At 39.2% G+C, this 12079-nt stretch carries 13 protein-coding genes; 9 read left to right on the top strand and 4 right to left on the bottom strand.

Translation table 11 applies throughout. The features are described 5' to 3' along the window. The first annotated feature begins 36 nt into the window (after positions 1-36). Positions 37-396, top strand: a complete 360-nt coding sequence (locus tag PMI_RS09080) for a hypothetical protein (protein WP_223232020.1) — start codon at positions 37-39, stop codon at positions 394-396. Positions 397-475: 79 nt separating this feature from the next. Here the strand turns inward: PMI_RS09080 and hemF are convergent, their stop codons facing one another. Then, positions 476-1384: an oxygen-dependent coproporphyrinogen oxidase gene (gene hemF, locus PMI_RS09075; protein WP_012368122.1), complete on the bottom strand. Its 909-nt coding sequence runs from the start codon at positions 1382-1384 to the stop codon at positions 476-478. Between the two features lie 133 nt (positions 1385-1517). On the opposite strand from hemF, the gene PMI_RS09070 reads away from it, so the two are divergent. The 8 genes from PMI_RS09070 to cysM all read left to right on the top strand — a co-directional run bounded on the left by PMI_RS09070 (position 1518) and on the right by cysM (position 9042). Further along, a complete protein-coding gene (locus tag PMI_RS09070; protein ID WP_004243811.1) occupies positions 1518-1955 on the top strand; it encodes a GNAT family acetyltransferase in 438 nt (145 codons plus the stop codon). Positions 1956-2249: 294 nt separating this feature from the next. Continuing rightward, positions 2250-2840 (top strand): RpoE-regulated lipoprotein, encoded by a 591-nt coding sequence (locus tag PMI_RS09065; RefSeq protein WP_012368121.1) that lies wholly within the window; start codon positions 2250-2252, stop codon positions 2838-2840. Between the two features lie 148 nt (positions 2841-2988). Continuing rightward, positions 2989-3885: a Dyp-type peroxidase gene (locus tag PMI_RS09060; protein WP_004243807.1), complete on the top strand. Its 897-nt coding sequence runs from the start codon at positions 2989-2991 to the stop codon at positions 3883-3885. A gap of 251 nt (positions 3886-4136) precedes the next feature. Then, the gene (cysP, locus tag PMI_RS09055; RefSeq protein WP_004248426.1) at positions 4137-5168 is read left to right on the top strand and encodes a thiosulfate ABC transporter substrate-binding protein CysP; all 1032 of its coding nucleotides are present in this window, start codon (positions 4137-4139) and stop codon (positions 5166-5168) included. Continuing rightward, positions 5168-6001: a sulfate/thiosulfate ABC transporter permease CysT gene (gene cysT / locus PMI_RS09050; protein WP_012368120.1), complete on the top strand. Its 834-nt coding sequence runs from the start codon at positions 5168-5170 to the stop codon at positions 5999-6001. Before cysP ends, cysT begins: the two co-directional genes overlap by 1 nt. After that, positions 6001-6843: a sulfate/thiosulfate ABC transporter permease CysW gene (cysW, locus tag PMI_RS09045; protein WP_004243804.1), complete on the top strand. Its 843-nt coding sequence runs from the start codon at positions 6001-6003 to the stop codon at positions 6841-6843. Before cysT ends, cysW begins: the two co-directional genes overlap by 1 nt. 19 nt (positions 6844-6862) lie before the next feature. Next, the gene (gene cysA, locus PMI_RS09040) at positions 6863-7951 is read left to right on the top strand and encodes a sulfate/thiosulfate ABC transporter ATP-binding protein CysA (protein WP_004248424.1); all 1089 of its coding nucleotides are present in this window, start codon (positions 6863-6865) and stop codon (positions 7949-7951) included. A gap of 209 nt (positions 7952-8160) precedes the next feature. Then, positions 8161-9042 carry a cysteine synthase CysM gene (cysM, locus tag PMI_RS09035; RefSeq protein ID WP_004243801.1) on the top strand — a complete coding sequence of 294 codons (882 nt, stop codon included), beginning with the start codon at positions 8161-8163 and terminating at the stop codon, positions 9040-9042. A gap of 90 nt (positions 9043-9132) precedes the next feature. Here the strand turns inward: cysM and crr are convergent, their stop codons facing one another. The 3 genes from crr to ptsH form a co-directional block, all read right to left on the bottom strand. Further along, the gene (crr, locus tag PMI_RS09030; protein ID WP_004243800.1) at positions 9133-9642 is read right to left on the bottom strand and encodes a PTS glucose transporter subunit IIA; all 510 of its coding nucleotides are present in this window, start codon (positions 9640-9642) and stop codon (positions 9133-9135) included. A gap of 49 nt (positions 9643-9691) precedes the next feature. Further along, complete coding sequence (gene ptsI / locus PMI_RS09025) at positions 9692-11419, bottom strand: phosphoenolpyruvate-protein phosphotransferase PtsI (protein ID WP_004243799.1); 1728 nt, start codon at positions 11417-11419, stop codon at positions 9692-9694. Positions 11420-11562: 143 nt separating this feature from the next. Then, complete coding sequence (ptsH, locus tag PMI_RS09020; RefSeq protein ID WP_004243798.1) at positions 11563-11820, bottom strand: phosphocarrier protein Hpr; 258 nt, start codon at positions 11818-11820, stop codon at positions 11563-11565. Between the last annotated feature and the right edge of the window lie 259 nt (positions 11821-12079).

Genomic DNA, 12079 nt, shown 5'->3' with positions numbered 1-12079 from the left:
ACTATTCGTATTAATGAGTTTTTTACTTTGAAAAAAATGACTATGGGTTTTGCTATTTTTTTACTTTCTGGCTGTGCCACCCCAGAAAAATGGCAAGTAAATATGAAAAATCCCACACCTTTAGATATCGCTAAAAATCTATGCATGCAAGAAGCAAAACAACGCTACCCTGAGCATTATTTGAGTTCAACGCCAAATTATAGCTATCCTTCTTCTTCAACGATAACAGTAGATGGTAAAGAAGTTACTATTCCTAATTCAAATTATCATTCCTATTCTCGTTATGATGCCAATGAAGCAGAGCGTAAACAGTATTTTGATATTTGTATGAGAGGAGAGGGGTGGGAAAATAAAAATAAAGTGACTGGATTACTCGCCTTTTTATTTAATGACTAATTAATAAAGCAGTAATTTTTACCAAACTAAAGCCAATTATAATAAATAAATGGCTTTAGTTTTAATGCGTCAGTAACTGCTATACCCACTCTTTGTGAATTAAAAAATCAGTATACAGCTTAGCTTCGGGAGTATTAGGTTCAGGGCGATAATCATATGCAAAGCGCACTAATGGTGGCATTGACATTAAAATGGATTCAGTACGTCCGCCACTTTGTAAACCAAATAGCGTGCCTCTATCCCAAACCAAATTAAACTCGACATAACGGCCACGGCGATAAAGTTGGAATTGGCGTTCACGCTCTCCCCAGGGTATAGATTTGCGTTTTTCGACAATCGGCAAGTAGGCATCCAGGTAGCCTTGCCCGACATGTTGTACAAATTCAAAACAGTGATCGAAATCAGGAGTGTTTAAGTCATCAAAAAATAGACCACCGACGCCACGCGGCTCGTTACGATGTTTTAAATAAAAATAGTCATCACACCATTTTTTATATCGAGCATAATAATCTTGGCTAAAGGGATCACACACAGATTTAGCAACTTTATGCCAATGGATAACATCTTCTTCAAATCCATAATAAGGCGTTAAGTCAAAGCCTCCACCAAACCACCATACAGGATCTTCTCCCTCTTTTTCAGCAATAAAAAAACGAACATTTGCATGTGAAGTAGGAATATAGGGATTAAGAGGGTGAATAACTAATGAAACGCCCATTGCTTGAAAACGACGACCGCTTAATTCAGGGCGATGAGCCGTGGCTGATGCAGGTAAGGCATCTCCATAAACATGGGAAAAATTAACACCCGCTTGTTCAAAAATAGCACCTTGGGTGAGCATTCGAGTACGACCACCACCGCCAGCTTCTCTTTGCCAATTATCTTGCTGAAAGGTTGCTTTTTGGTCTATATTTTCAATAGCATGGCAAATACTATCTTGCAACGACAAAAAAAATGATTGCACACGATGAATATCAGGTAAACTCATAATAACCTACAGTTTTTATCATATTTATTAAAAATGGAACGCGATATGACCTATGCTCTCATTTTGAAGTTGATTGATAAAGTAAACAAGGGATAATAAATTTAGTAACTTGTGAAAGATAACAGGCAAAACAATGGAAATACGTGTATTCCGTCAAGATGATTTTGAGGCAATCATTACACTTTGGGAACGTTGCGACTTGATCTCACCAGAAAATGATCCTGAAATTGATATTGAACGAAAGATTAACCACTCCCCCGATCTCTTTTTAATCGCAGAGGTTGCTGGCGAAATAGTCGGTAGTGTAATGGGAGGCTATGATGGTCATCGTGGCTCGCTTTACTATTTGGGCGTTCATCCTGAGTTTCGCGGTAGAGGAATTGCCAATGCACTAATCTCTCGGCTAGAGAAAAAACTCATTGCAAAAGGGTGTCCACAAATTACTTTAATGATCCCCGAAGAGAACGATGCCACTATTTGTATGTTTGAAAAGCTTCTCTATGAAGATCAAAATCAAGAGAATACGGCTTACACTAAACGCCTAATTATCGATCAGGACTTCGATCTTTAATTCTTCGCTAAATCCTCTTTTATTGACTGTTAAGATAATTTTAATCGGTTAATAGAGAGGATTTTCTTTTTTTGTACTTTCTTTCCTATCATGATGTTGCCTCGATAAAAAAGAACTTAACCTTGCTTATTTACTGGATAAAATCTGATATTGTCGATTTAAGGGAACAAACTTGGCTGAGTTATGGTCGTAACTAGTCTGAAGTATTCAGTTATTTTAGTTTTATGCGAGTAAAAACTTGTTGCCTTAGCATCAATTGAATTTATAACGAAAAAGTGAAATGGAGTATTTATAATGCCTAAATTTTGGTTACCCTTGTGCTTAAGCACAAGTGTCTTGCTATTAAGTGGCTGTTCATCCATGGGGGGAATGTCTTTTTCTGCACTTAATCCAATGAATTGGTTCTCAAATGAGACGTTAACGGTTTCTGCAAATGGATTAGGTAATATCACTGCTTCAACGGCAGTGACGGAGCAAGCGATCGAAAAAGAGTTGGGTAGCCGTTTCCATTACCGACAAGGAATGGAAATGCAACAAGGCAATATTATAGTTATTGTGCAAGCACTTGAAGATGAAAAAGTACAAGTGGCTTTTTATGGCCAAGAAAAGGGCACAGTAGATAAAATCACGGTATCTGATCCTAATGCGAAAACAGCGTGGGGAACGACAATAGGTACACCATTTAAAGATATTTATAAAAAAGCATTTGGTATGTGCAGTAACGGGCCGAAAATCGATAAACAAAAAACCATTCAATGCCAATCAGAACAAGCAAAATCAGTGAGCTATGTTTTTGCTGGGCAATGGGATGGCCCTGATGGTCTGATGCCACCCGATGAAACATTAGCAAATTGGCAGGTAACACAAATTGTTTGGCAAAAATAGGTTATTTTTAAGTGTTATTAATAAAATAATTTTATATTTACCTTTTCTGCTAACAAAAATTTGTTAAATAGCAAAGCCTAAAAATAAATGTTGGATATAATAAACCACATTAATTTATATGTTTTTTATTATTTATTAGGGAAGCAATATGTCTCATGCACAAAGCGGTATTTTAGTCGCACATAGTAAATTCGGTCTATTTATTGAAGCAATGGTGGTGGGGGAAATTGATCAACTACGTCAAGGCTGCCAACAATTTATGCAATCCCTTAGTGAATTACAAAAACAGTATCCTGATGCTTCATTAGGTGCCGTGGTAGCTTTTGGTTCAGATCTTTGGAAAAAATTATCAGATAACAATAGTGCGCCAGAGTTAAAGCCATTTCGTCCATTAGGCAAAGGGTTAGCTCCTGCGACTCAGCGCGATATGCTTATCCATATCCAATCCATGCGTCATGATGTGAATTTCTCATTAGCGCAAGCTGCAATAGCTGCTTTTGGTAACGTGCTCCAAATAGAAGAAGAGATCCACGGTTTCCGCTGGATTGAAGAGCGTGATCTTAGTGGTTTTATTGACGGCTCAGAAAATCCAGTTGGTGACGAGCGCTATGGTGTTGCTTTAATTAATGAAGGTATTGATGCTGGTGGTAGCTATGTTTTGGTTCAACGCTATGAGCATAACCTAAAAAAATGGGCGCGTTTTAGTGAATCAGATCAAGAAAAAATGATTGGTCGTACTAAAAAAGAGAGCATTGAGTTGGATGAATCAGAACGCAATATTACCTCTCATGTATCCCGTGTTGCTATTGAAGAAAATGGTGAAGAGTTAGCGATTTTGCGTCATAGCTTACCTTATGGAACTGCTAGTGGTAAACATGGCCTCTATTTCTTAGCCTACTGTGGCCGTTTATATAATATTGAACAGCAATTACTCAGTATGTTTGGTGAAGTTGATGGTAAATACGATGATTTACTGCGTATGAGTAAACCTGTGACAGGTAGCTACTATTTCGCTCCTTCTTATGAAGTATTAGCCGCTCTGTAAGTCTTAGCGTTACACTACTATTTTGCCACGCCAGTATCATTTACTATGCTGGCGTTTTTATTTTGACGAGGTTGTTTCTCGATATCTCAATGTTGAATTATTTTCAGTTAAATCATTATGATGCTTATTTATTTGGGCAATCTCACTCTTTATCCATTTATAATAGCTATTAGTTATATCAAATAACAAAAGCTAACTACACTGTTATAAATAAAGCCGATAGAGTAACCATTAGAATAAGACTTACGCTGATGGGTACTATAATGAAGAACAAAACAATCCGAACTTTTGCATTACAGGCAACCGTTGCATTGTCTTTGGTTGCGAGTAGTTATGCAAATGCAGCTCAATTACTTAATAGCTCTTACGATATTGCTCGCGAGTTATTTACACAGCTTAATAGTGATTTTAAAACCCAATGGGATGCTCAACATCCTGATGACAAAGTCACTATCAAACAGTCGCATGCTGGCTCTTCTAAACAAGCATTAGCCATATTACAAGGTTTACCTGCGGATGTTGTCACTTATAACCAGGTGACGGATGTACAAATTTTGCATGATAAAGGCAAGCTTATTCCTGCTGATTGGCAACAACGTCTACCTAATAATAGCTCACCTTATTATTCCACAATGGCCTATTTGGTTCGTAAAGGAAATCCTAAAAATATCACTTCTTGGCAAGATTTGACCCGTGAAGATGTCAAAGTGGTTTTCCCTAACCCAAAAACATCAGGTAACGGTCGTTATACCTATTTAGCCGCATGGGGAGCGTTTGAAAAAGCTTATGGAAATGAAGCGCAAACCCGTGATGCTATGACAAAGTTACTTAAAAATGTTGCGGTATTTGATACCGGGGGACGGGGGGCAACGACCTCATTTATTGAACGTGGACTTGGTGATGTTTTAATTAGTTTTGAGTCTGAAGTAAATAATATTCGCCAGCAATATGGTGAAGATGATTATCAAGTTATTGTCCCTCCTGTAGATATTTTAGCGGAGTTTCCTGTGGCATGGATTGATAAAAATGTGCAACGCAATAAAACAGAAAACCTCGCCAAAGCTTACCTAAATTATTTATATAGCCCGAGAGCGCAGGAGATCATCACACAATTTAACTATCGCGTAAATGATAAAGCGGTGATGGCGAAAAAAGCAGATCAATTTCCAGCGACTTCATTATTTACCATTGAAGATGTGTTTGGTGATTGGAACCAAGTGATGAAAACGCATTTTGCTACAGATGGCACGCTAGATAAATTATTATTAGAAGGACGCCAATAATGTTTGCCACAGCCAGCAAGCGAGTATTACCCGGATTTGGGCTTAGTTTAGGTAGTACGCTTTTTTATACTTGTTTGATCTTATTACTACCTATGAGTGCGCTGGTTGTGCAGTTATCTGAAATGAGTTGGGCACAATATTGGGCGGTGATAACCCACCCTCAAATCGTGGCAGCGTATAAAGTCACTTTGTTGTCAGCCGGTGTTGCAAGTATTTTTAATGCTATTTTTGGCATGTTATTAGCGTGGATCATTACGCGCTATCGTTTCCCCGGCAGAAAATTTCTTGATGGATTAATGGATTTACCTTTTGCCTTACCTACAGCGGTAGCGGGATTGACCTTAGCAACGTTGTTTTCTACACAAGGATGGTATGGCTTGGTGTTAGATAAGTTTGATATCAAGGTGATCAATACATGGATTGGTATTGCTGTGGCGATGTCTTTTACTAGTTTGCCGTTTGTGGTCAGAACAGTGCAACCTGTTTTAGAAGAGTTAGGCCCTGAATATGAAGAAGCGGCTGAAACATTAGGGGCAAACCGTTGGCAAACGTTCCGTAAAGTTATGTTACCTGAATTGTCTCCGGCGTTATTAGCCGGTACTGCGCTCTCTTTTACGCGTAGTTTAGGGGAATTTGGTGCTGTTATTTTTATTGCTGGCAATATTGCATGGCAGACCGAAGTGGTTTCTTTGATGATATTTATTCGATTACAGGAGTTTGATTATCCTGCAGCCAGCGCGGTCGCTTCTGTTATTTTATTGGTTTCATTAGTCTTACTGTTTTCAATTAATGGATTACAAAGCCGCTTTGGCAAGCGATTAAGGGGGCACTAATGTCGGATATAGCGCAACAACGCTCTCTTTATCGTCGCCAAATTGATTGGGTAAAATGGGGATTGATCCTTACAGGCGTTGTGTTATCCATTTTATTTTTAGTGGTGCCTATTGCGTGGATCTTTATGACTGCGTTTTCAAAAGGCATAGAAATATTTACCGACAACTTGCTAGATAGCGATATGTTACATGCTGTTTGGCTTACGCTACTTATCGCTTTAATTACTGTACCGATAAATATGTTGTTTGGTATTAGTATGGCATGGCTTGTTACGCGTTTTCGTTTTCCGGGGCGTCAGTGGTTAATGACGCTGATTGATATCCCATTTGCGGTATCCCCTGTCGTTGCGGGACTGCTCTATCTACTTTTTTATGGTAGCAATGGTTGGGCAGGGCAGTGGTTGGAACAATTCGATATTCAGTTAATGTTCTCTTGGCCCGGTATGGTATTAGTGACGGTATTTGTCACTTGTCCTTTTGTCGTGAGAGAGCTTGTCCCAGTGATGATGAGCCAAGGAAGCCAAGAGGATGAAGCTGCTGTGTTATTAGGTGCCAGTAGTTGGAAAATGTTTTGGCGAGTGACATTACCTAATATTCGTTGGGCATTGCTCTACGGTGTGGTTTTAACAAATGCACGTGCTATAGGGGAATTTGGTGCCGTCTCTGTTGTCTCGGGGGCTATTCGTGGTGAAACCTATTCACTGCCTTTACAGGTCGAACTTTTGCACCAAGACTACAACACTGTGGGGGCTTTTACGGCAGCAGCATTACTTGCCATGATGGCAATTATTACATTAATGGTTAAAAGTGCGTTGCAATGGCATTTAGAACGTCAGCAATAACGCAAAACAGGGGCAAAATATGAGTATTGAAATTAATCATGTCACAAAATATTTTGATCGCACTGAAGTGTTGCATGACGTGAATTTAACGGTCAATTCCGGTGAGATGATGGCGCTATTGGGGCCATCAGGCTCAGGTAAAACTACTCTATTACGTATCATTGCAGGACTTGAGCATCAAACGGAAGGTAAAATCTGTTTTGCAGGGCAAGATGTCAGTCGTTTACATGCCCGCGAGCGCAAAGTTGGGTTTGTTTTCCAACACTATGCACTGTTTCGCCATATGACGGTATTTGAAAATATTGCCTTTGGCTTAAGCGTATTACCACGTCGCGAACGTCCTAACAAAGCCGCGATTGATAAAAAAGTCACGCAATTATTAGAGATGATCCAACTGCCTCATTTAGCACAGCGTTATCCTGCACAACTTTCAGGGGGGCAAAAACAGCGCGTAGCTTTAGCGAGAGCATTGGCTGTAGAGCCGCAAATTTTATTACTCGATGAGCCTTTTGGTGCGTTAGATGCCAAAGTGAGAACTGAATTACGCAGTTGGCTACGGGAATTACATAGTGAGCTTAAATTTACCAGTGTTTTTGTCACCCATGATCAACAAGAAGCAATGGAAGTCGCTGATCGCATCGTTATTATGGGAAATGGCAAAATCGAACAAGTGGGTACACCGCAACAAGTTTGGCACACGCCTGAAAGTCGCTTTGTTTTAGAATTTCTCGGAGATGTTAATCATCTCCAAGGTGAAATTAATGGTGCGCAATTACAAATTGCTGGCTATCACTTACCTTTATCGGTTACGCCGCTCTATCAAGGCAAAGTTGATGTTTTTTTACGTCCTTGGGAAATCTCACTTAGCCCGCATAGTGATAGCTTATGTAAACTTCCCGTCAAAGTAATAGAAGTGACTCCTAAAGGACACTATTGGCAATTGGTTTTACAGCCTATTGAATGGGGAAATACGCCAATTAGCGCGGTATGGAATGATATGACATCAATACCCCATAAAGGTGATATTTACTATATGGGCGGTGCGAAAGCGCGGTTATATGCACAAGATCGTCCCTTAACAACAGTTTCACTGGCATACACAGCTTAATTAAAAAGTAGCATTATTCTTTTATTACAGTTAATGACTGCCCATGCAGATTTTTTTGCATGGGTATTTTGGCTATTGAGTAAAACTGACTATACAGGCTATTGCACGAAAAAGAATAAAATCTATTAAAAAATGTTAATTTTATTGCGTTAATAAGTTAAATATGATTTCTTCATTAATACAAACAAATAAATGATCAGGGATTTATTGTGGCAGGCTTAGAACAATTTATTGGTAATACACCATTGGTCAAATTACAACGACTTTCACAAGGATTAGATGCAGAAATATGGGTTAAGCTTGAAGGCAATAATCCGGCGGGTTCTGTGAAAGATAGAGCCGCGTTATCGATGATTGAGCAAGCTGAATTACGCGGTGAAATTAAACCTGGCGATACATTAATTGAGGCAACCAGTGGTAATACAGGGATTGCTTTAGCGATGATAGCGGCAGTAAAAGGTTATCGACTAAAATTATTAATGCCAGAAAATATGAGTAAAGAGCGTCAAGCATCCATGCAAGCGTATGGCGCCGAGCTTATTTTGGTTAGCCGCGAAATTGGTATGGAAGGGGCGAGAGATTTAGCGCAAGAAATGGAGCGTAAAGGTGAAGGCAAGGTATTAGATCAGTTTAATAACCCCGATAACCCTCGAGCGCATTTTACTTCAACTGGCCCTGAAATTTGGCAACAGACTCAAGGGCGTATTACCCATTTTGTTTCTAGCATGGGAACAACAGGTACGATAACTGGGGTGGGGAGTTACCTAAAAACACAATCGGACACAGTAAAAATTGTCGGTTTACAACCGGAAGAAAAAAGTCAAATTCCGGGTATTCGTCGTTGGTCTCCAGCCTATTTACCCGGTATTTTTCGAAAAGAGTTGGTTGATAGTGTTATAGATATGTCCCAAACAGAAGCAGAACAAACCATGCGCCTATTAGCGAGTAAAGAAGGTATATTCTGTGGCGTTAGTTCTGGGGGAGCCGTAGCTGGTGCAATACGCGTTGCTAAAGAGAACCCAGGGGCTGTGATTGTGGCGATTATTTGTGATAGAGGCGATCGCTATTTATCAACTGGGGTGTTTGGTTGAGTTTTCTGCGCTCGTTAAAGCTCATTCGCTTGCATATAAAAACCGCCACAGAGGAAATGTGGCGGTTTAAAAGTGAGAACAGATTAAAAATTATTTTTTGATCTGCATTACAACGGTTTCACCAACAGTTACTGGGCCTGTCATTTTAGTTAAACCTTGGATTTCATCCATATTAGAAATTACAACCGGTGTTAATACCGATTTTGCTTTTTCTTCTAAAACAGCTAAATCAAATTCTAAAACAGTATCACCGACTTTAACTTGTTGACCTTCTTCAGCGATACGTTTAAATCCTTCACCTTTTAGTTCAACTGTGTCGATACCGAAGTGGACAAATAATTCGATACCGTTGTCAGACTCAATAGAGAAAGCATGGTTAGTCTCGAAAATTTTACCGATAGTACCATCAACTGGTGCAACAATTTTATGACCAGCAGGTTTGATAGCAATACCGTCACCTACAATTTTTTCAGCGAAAACAACATCAGGAACATCTTCGATATTGACGATTTCACCAGAAAGTGGTGCAACAATATCAATCGTGCCACTGCCTTTCTTTTCCTCTGAAACCAGTGATTTTAATTTATCAAACAGACCCATGAATCTTCTCCTAATTATTTTAGTTGGGACCGGGCTCTGGCTAACGTTATTAGCACAGTGTTTTTTCTTTAGTAAAAGTTTCTACTAAGTCCATTAATTCCTTTGCAGTCGGCTGAGCAAGTGCTTGCTCTGCCAGTGCTTTTGCATCATCAAAATTGGCGTTACGAATAATTTTTTTGATGCGAGGAATTGATATAGCACTCATACTAAACTCATCTAATCCCATGCCCAGAAGCAACATTGTTGCCCGTTCATCCCCGGCAAGCTCACCACACATTCCAGTCCATTTACCTTCAGCGTGTGATGCATCAATCACCTGTTTAATCAGATTAAGTACAGCAGGTGACATTGGATTATATAGATGAGATATCAGCTCATTTCCACGGTCTACAGCCAGAGTATATTGTGTTAGATCGTTAGTCCCAATACTGAAAAAGTCAACTTCTTTTGCCATATGGCGAGCCATAACAGCCGCTGCTGGCGTTTCAACCATAACACCAACTTCGATAGATTCATCAAAAGGCTTATTTTCTTCACGAAGCTGGCTTTTCAGTATTTCAAGTTCCGCTTTCAATGCTCGGATCTCTTCAACAGAGATAATCATTGGAAACATAATACGTAGTTTACCAAAAGCAGACGCTCTTAAGATAGCACGTAATTGTGGATGAAGGATCTCTTTGCGGTCAAGACAAATACGAATTGCACGCCAACCTAAGAATGGATTCTCTTCTTTCGGTAAATTCATGTAAGGTAAGTCTTTATCGCCACCAATATCCATAGTACGGATAATGACCGCAGGACTGCCTACAGCTTCAGCCACAGCTTTATAAGCTTGGAATTGCTCTTCTTCTGTTGGTAAGGAATCTCTATCCATAAATAGGAATTCAGTACGATAGAGTCCAACACCTTCCGCACCATTACGCTCAGCACCTGCGACATCACGTACAGTACCTATATTAGCGCAAACTTCAACTTGATGCCCATCAAGGGTAATTGCTGGTAAATCTTTTAGTTTTGCCAGCTCTTCTTTTTCATGTAGGTACTCTTCTTTGATAGCCTTTAATGCTTCGAGCTCTTCATCAGAAGGATTAATAATGATTTTATTGTTAATCGCATCAAGAACCAGATAATCTTCTTTTTTAATGGTTTCTGTTGCATTAGATGTACCAACAATCGCTGGGATCTCTAAAGAGCGCGCCATGATAGAGGTGTGTGATGTTCTACCCCCTAAGTCAGTGATAAAGCCTAACACATTGTCTAAGCTAAGCTGCGCTGTTTCTGATGGCGTTAAATCTGTAGCAACTAAAATCACTTTTTCAGAAATAGCACTTAAATCGATAATTGGCATCTCTAAGATATTACGCATTAAGCGCTTACCAATATCACGAACGTCAGCCGCACGCTCTTTTAAGTACTCATCATCTAAGGCTTCTAATGCGGTTGCCTGATCTTCAATAACAGATTGAACCGCTGCTTCTGCGGTTTTCTTGTCACTTTTGATGAGGGATATGATCTCTTGTTCGAGTTCCTCATCTTCTAATAACATAATATGGCCTTCAAAAATCTCAGCTTTATCGGCACCAAGATTTTTTTCAGCACGGGCTTTAATGATTTCTAGTTGTTGCGCTGATTTATTACGACCATCTTTAAAACGTTCGATTTGGGTGTCAACTTCGTCACTTTGGATTTTACGTTGGCTAATAATAATAGGTTCTTCTTTAAGTAGAAGAGCTTGACCAAATGCGATACCCGGTGAAGCTAAAATTCCTGAAATCATAATTTATCCTACGACTTGCTGGTGATAATTTTAAAAAAATAGGATCAAGAGACACTGCTGTTTTAAAATCATCGAGTTATAAATTCCCCTGAGCGATTTTCAGGGGAAAATAGGACGTTAATGAATAGCGAAAGGTAACTGGATTACTCTAACTCAGCCATTAACTTAACTAAATGTTCTACTGCTTGTTTTTCATCTTCGCCTTCAGCAGAAATAGTGACTACAGTACCTTGGGTTAATCCTAAAGTTTGTAATTTGAATAAGCTCTTCGCGCTGGCTGATTTACCACCAGAAATAAGGCTAATATCAGAAGAGAAAGTTTTAGCCTCTTTTACTAACTGTGCTGCAGGACGAGTATGTAAGCCGTTTGGTGCTGTAATAGTAACTTCTTGCTGGTACATAGGATTTTTTCCTTTTATAACTCAATTATTCACATTAAGTCAGGACTTAGTAAGTGTAGATGAAATTGTCCTGCTTTGCGTAGCAATATCAGATAATATAAGCCATGTTACGTTATCCGATAAAAATAGTCCCCAGAAATTGAAAGCAGTGCTGTTTTTATCACTTGCCTATTTTCTGATTAATTTCGACCTTCGAAATAATTACTTGATTAAATACTAAACTCGACAGAATAAATCACCTATCTGGATAACAAAGTTT

This window comes from Proteus mirabilis HI4320 (assembly GCF_000069965.1).
Lineage (GTDB): Bacteria > Pseudomonadota > Gammaproteobacteria > Enterobacterales > Enterobacteriaceae > Proteus > Proteus mirabilis.
Note: the sequence above shows the minus strand (reverse complement) of the source record. Positions and strands in the feature narration are given on the sequence as shown.